A 15,598-nucleotide genomic window follows, 5' to 3' on the forward strand; every position below is an offset into this window, starting at 1 on the left:
TGTCCAATCCCTTACAGGCATATTCCATTTCTTTGAAATATCCATTGTAGCTAAGTACACTATCTTGGTTAGTGCTTCATCTGAAGGGTATGCTGTTTTGGTTTTGGTGACTTTTCGCAACTGTCTGGTGATAACCTTCAGTAACGTTGGTTGTATAAATTATGACCTTATCTTCAATTTCCTTGGCCATCGCCTGGTTATCTCTCAGGAAAGACCTTGCATTATCCCATCCCTGACCAATACGTTCTTCTCCATACCGGTAGCAGGACACGTTTTTTAAAATTACCCTGTGGACCAAACCCAAATCTAATAGGCACGCTTCCCTGGAAAAACCTTCATTAAAATAAAACTCCACCAATGCTTCCCTAAAAGGCGGTGCCACCTTATTTATTACCACCTTAATTTTTGTCCTACACCCCACCAATCCGTTAGCACCCTTCAGATCCTCCTTCTTTCTCACATCAAGCCGCACCGAGGCATAGAACTTTAGGGACCAGCCACTGGTTGTGTTCTAAGGCACCAGAGCTGCCACCGAGTCAATCACCACTACATCAATGGCTCCACTGCTGAGTAAGGCGTCGCAAATCTCCAGAGCCTGCTCGCCGTAATCTGGCTGAGATATAAATAGTTCCTCAATATTAACACCAATCTTCTTAGCATACTGTGGGTCCAGGGCATGTTCTGCATCTATGAAGGCCGCTACCCCGCCTTGTTTTTGCACTTCAGCTATAGTATGCAGGGCGACAGTTGTCTTACCTGAGGACTCTGGGCCGAAATCTCAATGATTCGCCCCCTAGGCACCCCCCAAATTCCCGTTGCTACATCTAAGGACAGGATTCCAGTTGAAATGGCCTCAACAGCAATTTTTGTCCCGGACTCTCCTAATTTCATAATAGAACCTTTACCAAACCTCCGCTCAATGTCACCCAGGCAGTTTTCCAGGACCTTACCCCTATCACTCGCTTCCGCAGCAGCTTTCTTAGTGGTTTTACCAGACATTCACGGCACCCCCAAACAAATTGTTCTAATTTTGTGACTATGTTATATTGCAAACACTTATTTGTGTCAACGGCTAATGATAGAATATTTGTAATCTTACAACCACATGGATTTTAAGGAGGTATAGTAGACATGAAAGGCCACATTGCTAACAAGGGGGAAAGATACTACGCCGTTGTTTATGTTAATGGTAAACAAAAATGGCATAGCATCCCTGGAGCAAAGGTAACAAAAAATGAGGCTGAAAGGTATTTAAATGATTTAGTTAATAAGATAAATAATAACTTATACGTTGATGCGTTTAAGAATGACAGTGAAAGATCTACTCACAAAATGGGTTGAGGGTAGAACGGACCTTGCACCAAAAACCCTGTCCCGTTACCAGGAGATAATCAATCGTCACCTTATCCCGGCTCCCGGACAGTTTAGATGGGTCTTCTAATGTAAGGCACCAAACTGGATAGAAAATAATCTTACCGTGAGTCTGTTGAGCGGTTAGGTGTTAGGAAATACAAGGTTTTATGGATATAGTACGGATAGGAATAATAGCTTCGTCGCACTTCTAATCCGTAGCTTCTTTGGTAATATGCCCTATTAAGCACCTAAGAATTTTTCAAGTATGAAAACAGCACCGCATGTGGTCGAACCCAAAAACCTCGGTGCAGTGGACGAAATTCTCCACTTAGGTGAATATTGGAACGAAGGATTGTTGCGTCAGCATAAGAATGAAATTATGGCCACCAACTTTGCCATGGTGAACGGAGCAATTCACCAAATTGCCAAGTCCATTATCAGCAAAGCTGACACTCAGTTTAAAAACGAACCTAAAGAACGGCACCTGTTTGCCACCGCCTTAACTCCGGGGGGCAATGTTCACCATCTGGACAGCATTCTGCAGGATGTGCAAACCCTGCATCTAATCACGGGTGAAGCCAGCGCCATTGGTTCCTACATCGTTGGCACCATCGCCGACGCCATCAATAGTATGCGGAGGAGTTTAAGTAACTTTGACTGAGAAGGCACCCTTAGCGAGTGCCTTCTCAGTTATTACTTTTAGGTTAATGCCCTTAGTTTTTCCGCACTGGCACTTAGCTCTTCTGAAGCAGCAGCTATCTGCTGAGCTATCGCCGCTTGGGCATTTGCTAATTCTCTAACTCCTTCCGACCCATGGGACAGGTGAAAAACTAAATCTTCAAGCTTTGATTGTATTTTAGTTAATGAATCTTTGTATTGATGTATTTCATGTAATCGATTATGGGTTTCCTCTGAAAGCTTGCCTACTTCTTCGGCAACCACAGCAAAACCTCTGCCACTTTCTCCGGCTCTGGCCGCTTCAATCTGGGCATTCAAACTTAACATTTTAGTTTGATCAGCAATAGTTGAAATATTATTGGTAATATCAGAAATATAATTAAAGCTAGTAATTATTGAGCCAATTTCTTTTTCTAAGCCCTTAATATCGCCATCTTGATTTTCTACATAGCCTAACAATTGGGTGCTCATCTGCGCGTTGCTCTGGTTGCCATTTGTAATTTCTTCTATAGTTGCTGATAATACTTCTATGTTTTCGGTTAAATGCTTGTTTACTGTATTGGCGTGCTGATACATTTTTTCCATCACTTCCTTTTGATGAATGATACAACCACCAGCCACATTTTCGCCGTTAAACACTGCCAGCGCTCTTTCGCGGCAGGTTCTATAACCGCACGCCTGACAGTTTAGTTCATCTTCTGTTACTAGTTTGCCATCTTGCTTTAATATTTCCTTTATCTGTACTTCGGTGGGTATTTTCTTATCGTAATGACGATTCTGCCAGGTGATGTTAAACTTGTTTTTACTAATTAGATCATCCACAATTTCAAGCCATTTTTTAAATTCTGGCGTATCCACTGTGTTTTTTACCAGGATTTTATAATCATTGTGTTTTTTAAACAGGCCGTTCTTTTCTGCCTTCTGGAATCTCTTTCTGGTATAATCTGAAACAATGTGTTTTGCTTCTAGCAAGCTACAATTTACCCCCATGGCCTTACCTACTATACAACCTTCACAGTACAAAATATCGATTAAAGTAGGATAATGGTTTAATCTGTTTGCATTTTTATCTGCAGCCATTTCCGTTAAAAAATGTATACTTCGATCTTCACCCTCAAGAATTAAGATATCATCACCAATTGGATTCAACTCCAGGCCAGCAGAAAACAATTCTAGGGTTTTGGTTAGCCCGCCTGATATCGGAAAACCAGCACCATAAAAGGCTTGTATGCCATCAAACTCGGTTTCTGTAAGGGACGCGGGTTTAATACCATTACCATCGATCAGCTCAATTAGCTCTTCAAAGGTTATTACTTCATCAAAATAATAGTTACCATCCAATAGTTCAGATTTTTTAGCGATACACGGGCTAGCTCCTACAATTTTTATATTATTGTCATTCCAGTGTTTTACCAGAACAGCCTGTGCGGCCATAGGGCTCAGAATAGGCGCAAAATGTTCTATTAACATCGGTTGATGTTTTTCTATAAAGCTAATTAAAGACGGACATGGACTGGTAACAACTGATTTGGTTTTGCACACCTGCAAACAGGCCGAGCACTCTTTGCACCTTTCACTTTCAGTATATACAATACCGTCAATCACTACCATCACTCCATAGATATCAAAATTATCATGCCAACATAACTTGTTATATTCCTTACCTTTTGATTTTTACAGCAAAAACATTTATAGTTTGTGAAAAATGTTTTAAGCAGTGACCTACTAATCATTTATAGTTGACATTTACTTGCCATCATCAATTTATTCCATTATAACATAAAATGGCCTTAAACCCTGAAAACTCATGGTTTAAGGCCATTTAGTGTATCTACCTACTTTTGATTTTTCAATTTTCCATTATAGCTGTTCTCTGCCAGCACCCCTACGGTAACCCTCAGCTTGAACCAGATTGTCTAATTCTGTTGTGGCTAAATCTTCACAAAAAAGATCCACTTCACCGGTTATCCGTTCGTCTACAGTTTTCAAATAACTTTTGCAGCTGTCACAAAGATAAACGCGATATTCCTTTTTATTATCCAAAGTAATAAAGTAGGTTTCATCAGCAACATTATTACAGTAAGGGCATCCTAACCTGCTGAAACGCCAATCTGTTTCACACCGTCCACAGTGTAATCTTCTGTGTCCGTCTTCACCGGTAAGTTTAGCAATGGTTGGCTGATCCCCACAAACTGGACAATAGCTCTTGTCCCAGTCACTTATTGGTACTTGCCCCAGTACTATCTTCGCGTATGCCTTTAGCAATGGCTTAAAGGTGTTGCCAGCAATATATTCCAATTGGCTAGAAGATACATTTAACTTTTTAACCCATTTAGCCTTGTTACCATCTACCTGCAGCAGCGAAGATATCAACTGATGTCTTTGGGGTTTGTCCAGTTCCTCAAGGGTTGTTATAAATTGGTCTGTTACCGGTTGTGGACCAACTTGCCATTTTTGACAAGCCTTAGCCACTAAACAAAACTGTGTAAATATACGTTCTGCATCAACCTCTGGCGGGGCTACGGCCAGGGCTGATTCGCCCTGACCCCACCTTTTAATTTGTTCCGGATTAAAACTAACTTCCCACTCTAATGGAAGATTATCATTTTCCATATCCATTAGTTCGAGATAAAAGTTAGCTTGTTTCTCTATGCTAAACTTAGTTTCCATTGGAGCAACTCCTTTAGGCATGCGCCTTCTTTTGTTCGTCCTCATGTCCCAAAATGTTGAAGTTTTCTGCTATAAAGCAGTAGGCCAAGCAAGCGATAGAAACCAGCCCAATACTAACGGCCCATTCCATAACGGAAGGGAAATACCAACCGCCCAGAGAGCCAGACATGCCGGTAAATACTACGTTCATACGGTTAAAGATAACGCCGGCGCTAACCAGTAACCCAAAGGTTAATAAACCCTTGCGTGTATTGCTCATACCGCTGAAGGCAATAAAGATGGGAATTATGACACCCAGAATAATTTCGGCTAAAAACATATTCCCTTCCAAAGTACCCGCAAACATCATGTTAAGGACGCCTCTGTTAACAAGGTCAAAGAACTTAAGGCCAAGATAGGCAATCATAAATACGCCGGCAATGCGTACCAAACCTCGTAAAACGTGTATAGGTACCTGGTGTTTAAAGGCCTTCCCTGCCAGTGCTGTTTCAATACATATCATGGCAGGCCCCACAAAGAACGAAGAAATCAAGAACATTGGACCAATATAAGGGGACCACCAAAGTGGATGTAATTTATCAACCATGATGAGGTACAGGGCACCCAGTGATGACTGGTGTAGGGTAGGGAAAATAATACCTAAAATCATCATTACAGGTAGCGCTTTTTTAAAGGCATTGTGGTACTTGGTACCAACTTTTTCGGTTGCGATTTCTCCAAACTCCAAAACCTGTATGGTGGTATAACAGGACACACACCAGAAGACTTCAAAGAGTACCGAATTGTAACCCCAGGATACGAAAGGCCGCCAAAAGTTAAACCATTGACCGATATCCATAAACAGTCCCACCATAACGATGAGATAACCAAGCAGCGAAGTTAACATGGCACTGCGGGCAATGGCGTTGTACTTGTTTCTGTGTAAAACATGAACAATAATGGCAGTGCCATAACCTCCACCGGCCAAAGCAACACCGGTTAGTACATCAAAGCCAATCCACAGGCCCCAGGGCCAAGTATCATTTAGGTTGGTGGCAGTTCCTAACCCGGTTGCCAAACGGTAAAGCATACATATAATGCCGATGCTGGCCAGCAGTAATAATACCTTGCGGGCACCGGTCATGGTAAACTTCCACTTATATTCTTTTATTTCTTGAAACAATCCTTTACTTTCCAACCTACTCCCCCCTTTAAACATTTGGTTCGTCGATAATCCGTTGCCTACATGGGAACATTTTTGTCGTCCTTCTCAGAAGCAATTCGTTCACGTCGCTTTGTATAATGATACATCAGCGTCAATAAAGCACTCCAACCTACCGCAATACCTGGCGTATACTTTAAAAAGTCATGGGAGTACTCCGGCAATGGTCTGGTTCCCATATTTGGACGAAAGCCAAAGTTTTCAAAGGGCACATCGGAGATATACAGCCAGGATGTTCCGCCAACTTCATTTTCACCCAGTACCTTTTTAATATAACTGGGATCACTGTTGATTCTACTCCAAGCTTCTTTTAACAACTCCTCCCGTTCCCCGAATGTGAGGGCACCCGTTATACATGTATCCACACAGGCGGGTTTTAGACCATAACTCAATCGATCATACTCATCTTCGGGATCAAAGCAAAACTGGCACTTAGACACTAGAGGAAACCGTTTCTCCCACTGGTACTTGGGAATATTAAAGGGACAAGCTAACATGCAATAACGACAACCCACACAAAGATGCGGGTGATAGATTACTGCACCGGTCTTAGCATCCCGCTCCAGTGCTTTGGCAAAGCAAGCCGAAACACATGCCGGCTCCAAGCAATGCATGCATTGCGTCTTTGCCGCACGAATTTTAAAATCTCCATCCTTCTCCAACACCTTAAATTTTACAACGGTATAGGTATCTCCATCCATATCAGGCGGTCCGGTTAAACCATCTACAAATTCAGGAATTTTAGCCGGTAGGTCATTCCATTGTTTGCAGGCTACCTGACAGGCTTTACAGCCTATACATTTTGTTATATCTACAAGCACAGCTTTGGCCATTTTTACACCCCCAATTAATAACTAACAACGCTCAGCCCTAGTTTGCCTTCCTGACGTTACAAAGAAATGCCTTGTATTCAGGTATGTTGCTGTTTGGATCCCCCACAAAAGGAGTCAAATCGTTGGCCGATGCGCCAGTGGTTAAGCCCATGAAGCCCCAAGAATATGGCATGGATATCACTTCGGTTTCCTTACCGTTAACCACTAAAGGTACACAGACACCATTGACAGCAGCCTTGCAGGTGATTTGCCCGCGAGCACATTCCACAATAACATCGTCACCGTTCTTAACTCCAATCTTTTGGGCCAAGCTAGGTGATATGTTAACAAACATATGAGCCGAGATTTCAGCTAAAGAGGGGCAATTACGGGTGGTTGCACCACTTTGATAGTGTTCCACAACGTGAACTGTAATTGCTACAATGGGATATTGCTCACTACCAACTTCTGCAATTTGTTTAAACAAACCATTTTTAAAGGTGAGTGCCATGGGGTTATTTTGCTGTTTACATATTAGGTTTTCAAAGGGACTTTCATAGGGTTCATAGTGTTCTGGTAATGGCCCGTCATTTAAACCTTTAACGGCAAACAAACGCCCGTGACCGTCTTCTGACATAATAAACGCATCATCAGCCGATTGTTCCGGTGGAACCGTTGCCTTGAAGTCCGGTACATCTGGGATTATCCATTTTGTACCATCCCATCTTGCATAGGGCTTTTTGGGATTCCACGGATTACCTGCAGGGTCAGCCGAACAGCGGTTATATGCAATGCGGCGGTTAGCTGGCCAAGCAAAGGCATATTGCGGAAAAACTCCCATGCCAGAAGGGTCTTTGTTAATCCGGCGCTTGCAGGCAGGCACTTTAGCTTCGGGATCCTCGTACCAGTAGCCACTCAAAACCCAGTTACCGCAAGCAGTGGAACCATCATCAGCTAAGTTAGCAAAACCCGGTAACACCTTTTGGGTGGCAACTTCATAACCGTTAATTTCAGCGGCCACCTTTTCAATATCCGGTTCTTCATCACCAGGTTTGTCATAGTCCCAAACCATGTTTAGAATTGGCTCCGAGAATTTACCGCCACTTTGATATTCTTTTTGAATTGCCCTAAATAGGTTATAAGCGATCCAGAGATCGGACTTTGCTTCTTCCGGTGGATTAACTGCCTTATAACGCCACTGAATCCAACGACCGGAGTTAGTGATGGACCCCTCTTTTTCAAAGGACATGGCCGCAGGCAGCAAAAATACTTCAGTATTAATGTTACTTGGGTCTGCCCCTGGCCGTTTCCAAAAGGCCGCCGTTTCGATTTCAAAAATATCATATACAACCAACCAATCAAGGTTCTCCAGAGCTTTATTGGCTTGTATGGTTGATGGGCCACCAACGGCAGGGTTCTGGCCCGTTACAAAAAGGCCTTTAATTTCACCTTCGTTAATAAAATTAATCAAACTCATATATGAACGGTTTTTACCATCATGTTTAGGTAACCAATCATAACAAAAATCATTTTCTTTGGTGGCCTTGTCTCCATACCACGCTTTCAACTGACTAATGAGAAATTTGGGCTTATTAGACCAATAACCGGTTTTGGGAGTTTCTTTTTCGATGTATTCTACCAGTGTTTTATGTTTGTCAGCATAAACCATTCCCAAATATCCCGGCAGGTTGCCATGCAACATCGCCATGTCAGTGGAGCCTTGTACGTTTTGCTCACCACGTTGAGGATTAACCCCGCCGCCGGGAATGCCGATATTACCCAATAGTAGTTGCAAAATACAAAGTGATCTGGCATTTTGTGTGCCTACTGAATGCATGGTAATACCCATGCCGTAAATAACACAACCTGCTTTATCCGGTTTACCGGTGGAAGCAAATAACTCGCAAACCTTTCTATAAGTACCTTCCGGGGTTCCGGTGATCTTGCAGACAGTCTTTATGTCGTAGCGGCTTACATGCTTCTTCAGAATTTGAAAAACACACTTGGGATCTTGTAAAGTGGCATCCTTTTTAATTTCATCACCCTCCATTTGGTATTGCCAGGTGGATGTATCATAACTTAATTTTCCGTTCACTTCATTTAGCCCGGAGAACATACCTTCGTCACACTTGTAATCCGGGTTGATCAAGAAACTTGCATTGGTATAATTTAAAACATACTCTTTAAACCACAGATCATTTTCAATAATATAATTGATCATGCCGTTGACAAAGGCAATATCGGTACCAGGTCGCAATCTTGCATGCACATGGCACATGCTGGCGGATTTACTGATTCTTGGGTCAACAGCAATCAGTTTGGCACCATTCTCCTTGGCCTTCATCACCCATTTCATTCCCATTGGGTGATTTTCCGCTGTATTTGAACCAATTAACAAAACCACATCGGCATTTCTATAATCAACAAAGTGGTTTGTCATAATTCCGCGTCCAAAACTGGGAGCCAGACCGGCTACCGTGGACGAGTGTCAGAGACGGGCACAATGTTCAATATTTAGCATACCCAACGCTCGGTACATTTTGTGCAATAGGTAAATTTCTTCATTGTCTAGAGCAGCCGCACCAATACCCGCCATGCCAGTTGTTCTGTTAACCGTTACACCATTCTCATCCTTCTCAACAAAGGTTTCTTCACGAACTTTTTTAACTCTCTTGGCAATTTCCGGTAATACCCAATCCCAACTCTTTTCTTCCCACTTGTCACTGCCAGGAGCACGGTAGAGGGGTTTTGTGACCCGCTGCTTATTAAATTCACGCTTCCTTTTTTTGTTGATAACGGTATTACCTTCAATGATGCCATTTCCTTTGGGGCAAATTGTTCCGGCGTTAACGGGGTGATCAGGATATCCCTCACAAAAGACCGCGCGTCCCTCTTCGTTGGAGTAGATTAATAATCCACAGCCGCAACCACAAAAACAGCATAATGAATAAGTTTCCTTTACCTTTCTTAATTTGATAGGTAGTTTTTCCCCGGTAAGTTTACCTTGATTCTCTCCGGCTAGAGCTGGACTGACAGATATTAATGACAGCCCGGCAGTTCCAAGACTAATACCTTTCAAAAAATTACGCCTGCTTATTTTTTTCATTTAGCTATTTCACCTCGTTTTACGGGATTATAAACATTAGACTTTAGTGTTACTACTAAACCGCTGTATCCTTTCTTTTCGATATTCAAAGTATTTAGAACCCCCTCAAAGAATTATTCCACCCCTTTCTCTCTATAATTTTTAATTCTCAAAATGGAAATTGACCCCACTTTCTATTCCAAATCGAAAACTCCCTGGCTTAAGCTCCTTAATTAAATTTTTGCTAAATGTGACAGATAAATTTAAATATTTAGAATTTTTAGGACACGTAGCTGGAAGATAATAGTATTGCCTTTACTTTATCCCCTCTATTTAACGGCCCTCGTCCCCCCGGTATGTCGATTAGTGCATTACACTGCAACATAGACTTTAAAGCACCAGGACTTTGTGTCCCACTGGGAGCAGCATAATAACAACCATTCTTCCAGTAGACATTAGCCCTTAGCATCCGTCGTTGCTTACTCTTTTTGTTAAAGGACTCTTCCATAATGGCAGTTACATCGGGTAAACTTACATCTTGCAGGCCGCTCATTCTTTGTAACATAGGTCTTATCAGCATATAAAAGGTGATCATCGCTGCTGCGGGGTTGCCAGACAGACCAATAATCAGACGCCCTTTGTTTTCTCCACAGACAATTGGTGTACCTGGTTTAATTTTGACTTTCCAGAATAAAGTGTTGGCACCACTTAGTTTTATGGCTTCCTTCACATAATCTCTTTTTCCCACCGATACCCCACCGGTGGTCAATACAATATCATTTTCTTTAAGGCAATAGTTTAATAAATAGGCAATATGGTTCATGTCATCCACGGTATTCTTATAGGGGACAGCCAATCCTCCGGCTTCAACGATTTGTGCAGAAACCGCATACACATTACTATTATATATTTTGCCAGGCTGGATAGGCTCACCTATACCAACCAGTTCATCTCCTATTGTCAATACAGCTACCCTTGGTTTTTTAAATACCTTTACACTCTTTCTTCCCAAAGAAGCCAATACACCAATAACAGCAGGGGTAATTGCTATTCCTTGCGATAAAACCTTTTCCCCTTCAAAAACATCCTCGCCCTTATTAATAAAATTATCGCCGGGTTTCAGTGGAGAAAAAATTAATACTTTGTCCTCAACAGACTTGGCGTCCTCCATCTTTATTACTGCATTTGTACCGGAAGGCAACGGTGCTCCAGTGGCTACCGCCGCTACTTCCCCCGGAACAAGAGGTCTTGCTGGAAAGTCTCCAGCAAATACATGTTGACTAACTCTAAGTATGACTGGGTTTTCTTTACTGGCATTGGTAGTGTCTTCCGCAATGACAGCATATCCGTCAAGAGGAGACCTATCAAATGGGGGAAGTGGAAAACCAGCAATAATATCCTCATATAGAACTCGCCCCATAGAATCCATAATGTCAATTTCTTCAAAACCAATAGGCTTTGAGTAACTGAGCAGGATAGCTAACGCATCTTCAAGAGGTATTTCTTTGAGCATATGTGAGTTTTCCATAGTTTTTTATCTTCCTCCTTTTAAGCAGGAATTTAACACTTAATGAACCTTGTAATTAACGTAATTATAATGTTTCTCAGAAAGCATGTCAATTAAAATAGGATTCCTAGAAACGACATAAACAAACAAGAGCTTTTGAGAAAAAATAAAAAAATACCCCTAGATAAATCCAGGGGGAAAAGAAAACAGGCGCGTTTTCTTTTATGATAAAAAGTTAGCAACTTTGTGATTATCAAAGTTTGTCACCATAAATAGCTGGTATTAAAAAAACTTAAATTGTTTCCGTTGTCACAGCACTTAAAATTTGTTAATATAATTAAATATGTATAAATTAATTAATTTGTTGTTATTTTACTTATGTAAGTCATTATAGTGTTTCTGGGAAAGCATGTCAATAGAAATAAGCTTCCAAGAACCGACAAAACCAATATTACTTTTCTGAGAAGGGATATCTATGAATATTTCTGATAGATTTAAAATATTAAGAGAACACCTTGGTCTGACACAAACGCTTATGGCACAAGAATTGGGTATAGATAGAAGCCATGTTGGAAACATTGAAAGCGCTTCTAAGAAAGCGTCCGACTCTTTGATTAAGCATGTGTGTGTTAGATATGGTGTCTCAGAGTGTTGGTTAAAAAATGGAACGGGTAAAATGTTTATTTCACCAGAGGAAAGAATGAAAATGTTATTAGAGCAATTAAAAAAACAACCCTCTGTTAATGCTTATTACAGTTATTTGGTTGGTAATAAACTTCCCCTGCCAGATGAATTGCCTGATCACCTTCAAGCTCAGGCCCATTTGTTACAACAAAGGAAGGAAGCTATTAAAGAGGATTGGAAAAAAAGAAACCCGATCATCAACCCTGAGTCTGGGGCAACAAATAATAACCTGTTAGACATCCAACACAAATTAGCCAATGAAGCTGACAGGCTAGAGCTGGAAGAAATGAAAAAGACTTTAGAAGAGCTCTTCGATGCCGGTCCTTCATATAGAGAGTGGGCAAAAATACAATTTAAATACGCTTTTCCGGAAACAGTGGTTGCCCAGGCACGGGCCTTTAGAAATAAAGATTAAAACATATAAAACAAAACACCACCGCAGACCAGCCTTCATGTGGATTTATACATGGAGGTTTTTTGTATTTCCGCCAGCTTTACGGCACTATTCTCAACTTGGGTAACATGGCTCACTGGAGGGACATGCAATCACAAATCATAGAACAACTAAATAGCATTTCTGTGTTGCTGTAATAAAATAATTAAGTTATACATGGTATTGTAAAATTCCTTTGACCAAGGCATCTCCGAAGCGTTGCAAACTAGCTGGTTACTCAGATTTTGTATATTTTTCTGCAAAGTTTCATTTTCTACCAAACTGGCCATATCTGCAATAATTATAGACAAAGTTAAAATGGTTTCGGTAGTATCAATCTCTGTTGTCATTACATCGCCTCCAGCTATACAAAAAAATCAAATCCCCATTTACCAACAAGTTGCTATTTTTAAATTTGACTTTTTGAGAATAAAATAAGGGTTGGTTTGTACCCTTAAAAAGGCAGCACAAACCAACCCTGTGTTACAGGTGGAATAATGCTCTCCTTTCCAAAAGGGAGGCTAATCCGTTTCCCGATTAACCCTAATCGGCCATAATTCCATAGCTTCTACGCCTTAGGCATTATGGCTCGGAGAACTCATGATTAGTTAATGGCTTTCATAGAATAGTTTATACTATTATTACAAAAAAAGGTTTTGGTGGCAATAACTATTTGTTTTTATTATAAAATACCATGTCTTTATACCATTAACGACACAAACAGATAATTTGTTACCTCTACCAAAAGCTTTCAAATATTCACTTGCAAAAACTAACAAATTTCTCTTACGTGGTAATGTATAATTCAACAAATTTGCTTAGTTTTAAGTATTGGTTGGATAACAAGTACCAGACACTCATGTCCCCATTTTGGGGTACATGGGGTAAATAGTTTTAGGTAATTAACTTTTATTTGGAGGTGCTAATTTGCATAACGTATCTCAAAAACAAATTAATACATTACAGATAATTTTAGAAGACTTGAAAAATCACCTGACAATAATTGGTGGATTTGTTCAAATCTCTTCAGAAAATAAGGCGTTAATGCATATCAACATTATCAATGATAGCATCGTTAAATCTAATTATTTAATTGGAAAAGCTATTTCAATCCTTAATGATATAGAACAACATTAATCTAGTTATTCTATTTCCTCATGTCCCCATTTTTGAATTCCAATTAGTATTTAAAACATAAATACTAGTGAAAACCATTTGTTTGAAATGAAGAATAAAAATTATTTATGTTGGTACCTATCTAGGAGTCCATATTATAACTGCAGCCCCAACGAGGGCGATAAATGACCCCAACCCCATAGTAATGACAATATGATAAAAATTCCACCATAGGCCGCATATACTCTACCAAAGTTTGGGTAATCCAGTAGTGTTGGAATAACTCCGTATAGTACAAGGAATAGGCCCCCTACTGTTCCCAAAAAGATATGTTTTTTCTCACGAAGCCAAAGCTAAATAAAATAGAAATAATTTTCAGAAAATAAAAGGAAAGTTTGTATTACTGTAGAATCTAAGAACTTTAAGTACAAAAAGCAGGGTGGATTTTAATGAAATTTCATTCGGGAGTTAATATTTCATTAAAACTAAAAACATTGGAGCATACAAAATCTTGGGAAAAATCTAGTTTTGTGATTAGAATTTTTATCCTTGCTCTGCTACCAGGTGATCTATCCATGTCAACATCGTTTGGTGAGTTTCGTCGTCTCAAAAACATTTTCAAAAAGCTGATAATAAAACATAGCTACCGCTTCATATTCTTCGTAGTGTAATTCTTCAGCAGATTTTGTTTTTTGCTGTTGCTCATTTTGAGCAACTACTTTTTTTTCTCATGCGCGCGCGCGTCTTCTTCTTCTTCTTCTCTGTTAGTATTCTCTGTTATAGTATGGATGTCACTTTCCGCCTTGCCAGTATGTCGCTTTCCGCCATTCCAGTTTGGCGCACCTATACATTCTTGTTTGGCGGATTCCACCATTCCCGGTTTTGCTGGGGTTGCGGGGTTTTCATCATCATCATAAAAACTTTTTAACAATTCAATAAGCCGATCAAAATCTATTCTGTAATACAATCTCGCAGGTAGTCCTCGCCGTTCTTCTTGCAAAACTTTTAGCTGTTTTAGCTTTTTACGAGCTGTTTCTTGTTCACGTCTACTTAACCCAGTTTCGTCATACCACTCCGACTGGGTTTTATATATCCATCCCTCTGGATCTGCTCCCTTGCCCGTCCAGTACAGGAGCTGAGAAAGAAACAATCCAGATGTTACACTTCCAACAGCTTTTGCAATGTCTGCATGATACGCAATAGGTTTGTCCATTAGTAAGTTAATAAGAATCTCTTTGGCCATAAATAAAAACCTCCTTTGTTTGCACTAACCGGCGCTAACACAAGGAGGTTGCTTTAAAATTTATATCAAGGTGTTGCAGGTTTTAAAAATGTTGTGTAGAATATAACCTGCAATGATATAATTATATCGTAAAGCATTTCTCCTTGGGGTAACCCCTTGGAGCCGGAGACCATCTACTGGGAGAGCGGCCAAACTCTTTTAACCCATTAGGTGGTTTCGTGTGTTTTATTGACATATTTTCCTTTAGTTTTCAACATCAGGCTGGAAAATCCTTCTTGAGTAATTCAAAGGTAATCAAAAAATCAAATTGGCTACAGCAAGGTTTGCTGTATAGTTTTAATAGCTAGTGTGATTTTCACACTAGCTATTAAAACTATACAAAAAAACACTAGCCTAAGGCTAGTGCATTAATAGAGAAATATAGTTAGAACCAAAAACCACCACGCTTCCGCGTTGGTGGTTAAATTTTATCACTTTTATATTTTTTTGTGAATATTGTGTTTATAATAAATATAGTCAAGATGTATGGACATTTTAATTAATTAGAGAACTGGAGGGGAGTTGCTTTATGAGTGATAAAGGTAGAAAAAAATTTATAGACACCTTTGTCAAAAAACATAAACCAGCACCTGAACACACTAGCCCCCGTAAAAGAATAGTGTTAGAAACTTATGTTGAAACGCTAAAACGAGAATGTAAAGAGTTTCGTGTAAATGGTTAAACTTACCAACAAGGGAGGATGATCATTTTATGCGAAACTCTTCTTCATTAGCGAAGGAACTGGCGAAAGGCTGCCGCTCAGTTGAGGAAATTCAA

At 40.2% G+C, this 15,598-nt stretch carries 13 protein-coding genes, 3 pseudogenes and 1 riboswitch; of the genes and pseudogenes, 5 read left to right on the forward strand and 11 right to left on the reverse strand.

Going from position 1 to position 15,598, the window contains the following annotated elements; genetic code table 11:
- Positions 1 to 163 (reverse strand): annotated as a pseudogene (locus V6C27_14315) (transposase).
- 9 nt (positions 164 to 172) lie between these two features.
- Positions 173 to 999, reverse strand: a pseudogene (locus V6C27_14320) (DNA recombination/repair protein RecA).
- 132 nt (positions 1,000 to 1,131) lie between these two features.
- Between V6C27_14320 and V6C27_14325 the strand changes: the two are divergent.
- The gene (locus V6C27_14325; protein MEG6617573.1) at positions 1,132 to 1,341 is read left to right on the forward strand and encodes a hypothetical protein; all 210 of its coding nucleotides are present in this window, start codon (positions 1,132 to 1,134) and stop codon (positions 1,339 to 1,341) included.
- A 277-nt stretch (positions 1,342 to 1,618) separates the two neighbouring features.
- Positions 1,619 to 2,014: a hypothetical protein gene (locus tag V6C27_14330; protein MEG6617574.1), complete on the forward strand. Its 396-nt coding sequence runs from the start codon at positions 1,619 to 1,621 to the stop codon at positions 2,012 to 2,014.
- Between the two features lie 38 nt (positions 2,015 to 2,052).
- On the opposite strand, the gene V6C27_14335 is transcribed toward V6C27_14330, so the two are convergent.
- The 6 genes from V6C27_14335 to glp all read right to left on the reverse strand — a co-directional run bounded on the left by V6C27_14335 (position 2,053) and on the right by glp (position 11,327).
- Positions 2,053 to 3,636 (reverse strand): methyl-accepting chemotaxis protein, encoded by a 1,584-nt coding sequence (locus V6C27_14335; GenBank protein MEG6617575.1) that lies wholly within the window; start codon positions 3,634 to 3,636, stop codon positions 2,053 to 2,055.
- A 255-nt stretch (positions 3,637 to 3,891) separates the two neighbouring features.
- Complete coding sequence (locus tag V6C27_14340; GenBank protein ID MEG6617576.1) at positions 3,892 to 4,701, reverse strand: formate dehydrogenase accessory protein FdhE; 810 nt, start codon at positions 4,699 to 4,701, stop codon at positions 3,892 to 3,894.
- A gap of 13 nt (positions 4,702 to 4,714) precedes the next feature.
- On the reverse strand, positions 4,715 to 5,824 hold the full coding sequence (gene hybB, locus V6C27_14345) for a Ni/Fe-hydrogenase cytochrome b subunit (GenBank protein MEG6617577.1): 1,110 nt from the start codon (positions 5,822 to 5,824) through the stop codon (positions 4,715 to 4,717).
- 98 nt (positions 5,825 to 5,922) lie between these two features.
- Complete coding sequence (locus V6C27_14350; GenBank protein MEG6617578.1) at positions 5,923 to 6,735, reverse strand: 4Fe-4S dicluster domain-containing protein; 813 nt, start codon at positions 6,733 to 6,735, stop codon at positions 5,923 to 5,925.
- A gap of 37 nt (positions 6,736 to 6,772) precedes the next feature.
- Positions 6,773 to 9,820 carry a formate dehydrogenase-N subunit alpha gene (fdnG, locus tag V6C27_14355; GenBank protein ID MEG6617579.1) on the reverse strand — a complete coding sequence of 1,016 codons (3,048 nt, stop codon included), beginning with the start codon at positions 9,818 to 9,820 and terminating at the stop codon, positions 6,773 to 6,775.
- Positions 9,821 to 10,079: 259 nt separating this feature from the next.
- Entirely contained in the window at positions 10,080 to 11,327 is a 1,248-nt protein-coding gene (gene glp / locus V6C27_14360) for a gephyrin-like molybdotransferase Glp (protein MEG6617580.1), read from the reverse strand.
- 454 nt (positions 11,328 to 11,781) lie between these two features.
- On the opposite strand from glp, the gene V6C27_14365 reads away from it, so the two are divergent.
- On the forward strand, positions 11,782 to 12,405 hold the full coding sequence (locus V6C27_14365) for a helix-turn-helix transcriptional regulator (protein ID MEG6617581.1): 624 nt from the start codon (positions 11,782 to 11,784) through the stop codon (positions 12,403 to 12,405).
- A gap of 149 nt (positions 12,406 to 12,554) precedes the next feature.
- Here V6C27_14365 and V6C27_14370 read toward each other — a convergent pair whose 3' ends face one another.
- A complete protein-coding gene (locus tag V6C27_14370; protein ID MEG6617582.1) occupies positions 12,555 to 12,773 on the reverse strand; it encodes a hypothetical protein in 219 nt (72 codons plus the stop codon).
- Between the two features lie 136 nt (positions 12,774 to 12,909).
- A riboswitch (molybdenum cofactor riboswitch) is annotated at positions 12,910 to 13,030 on the reverse strand.
- Positions 13,031 to 13,350: 320 nt separating this feature from the next.
- Between V6C27_14370 and V6C27_14375 the strand changes: the two genes are divergently transcribed.
- Entirely contained in the window at positions 13,351 to 13,560 is a 210-nt protein-coding gene (locus V6C27_14375) for a hypothetical protein (GenBank protein MEG6617583.1), read from the forward strand.
- A 117-nt stretch (positions 13,561 to 13,677) separates the two neighbouring features.
- On the opposite strand, the pseudogene V6C27_14380 reads toward V6C27_14375, so the two are convergent.
- Together V6C27_14380 and V6C27_14385 are read right to left on the reverse strand one after the other, a co-directional pair.
- Positions 13,678 to 13,940, reverse strand: a pseudogene (locus V6C27_14380) (YnfA family protein).
- Positions 13,941 to 14,254: 314 nt separating this feature from the next.
- Positions 14,255 to 14,782 carry a hypothetical protein gene (locus tag V6C27_14385; protein MEG6617584.1) on the reverse strand — a complete coding sequence of 176 codons (528 nt, stop codon included), beginning with the start codon at positions 14,780 to 14,782 and terminating at the stop codon, positions 14,255 to 14,257.
- 568 nt (positions 14,783 to 15,350) lie between these two features.
- Here V6C27_14385 and V6C27_14390 point away from each other — a divergent pair.
- Positions 15,351 to 15,503 carry a hypothetical protein gene (locus tag V6C27_14390; protein ID MEG6617585.1) on the forward strand — a complete coding sequence of 51 codons (153 nt, stop codon included), beginning with the start codon at positions 15,351 to 15,353 and terminating at the stop codon, positions 15,501 to 15,503.
- The last annotated feature ends 95 nt before the right edge of the window (positions 15,504 to 15,598 follow it).

Source organism: Peptococcaceae bacterium 1198_IL3148, from assembly GCA_036763105.1.
Taxonomy (GTDB): Bacteria; Bacillota; Desulfotomaculia; order Desulfotomaculales; family Desulfohalotomaculaceae; genus JBAIYS01.

Coding starts and splice junctions, on each gene's coding strand:
- V6C27_14350 (MEG6617578.1), bottom strand. CDS start 6,735: ATGGCCAAAGCTGTGCTTGTAGATATAACAAAATGTATAGGCTGTAAA.
- glp (MEG6617580.1), bottom strand. CDS start 11,327: ATGGAAAACTCACATATGCTCAAAGAAATACCTCTTGAAGATGCGTTA.
- V6C27_14365 (MEG6617581.1), top strand. CDS start 11,782: ATGAATATTTCTGATAGATTTAAAATATTAAGAGAACACCTTGGTCTG.
- V6C27_14340 (MEG6617576.1), bottom strand. CDS start 4,701: ATGGAAACTAAGTTTAGCATAGAGAAACAAGCTAACTTTTATCTCGAA.
- hybB (MEG6617577.1), bottom strand. CDS start 5,824: ATGACCGGTGCCCGCAAGGTATTATTACTGCTGGCCAGCATCGGCATT.
- V6C27_14390 (MEG6617585.1), top strand. CDS start 15,351: ATGAGTGATAAAGGTAGAAAAAAATTTATAGACACCTTTGTCAAAAAA.
- V6C27_14370 (MEG6617582.1), bottom strand. CDS start 12,773: ATGACAACAGAGATTGATACTACCGAAACCATTTTAACTTTGTCTATA.
- V6C27_14330 (MEG6617574.1), top strand. CDS start 1,619: ATGAAAACAGCACCGCATGTGGTCGAACCCAAAAACCTCGGTGCAGTG.
- V6C27_14325 (MEG6617573.1), top strand. CDS start 1,132: ATGAAAGGCCACATTGCTAACAAGGGGGAAAGATACTACGCCGTTGTT.
- V6C27_14385 (MEG6617584.1), bottom strand. CDS start 14,782: ATGGCCAAAGAGATTCTTATTAACTTACTAATGGACAAACCTATTGCG.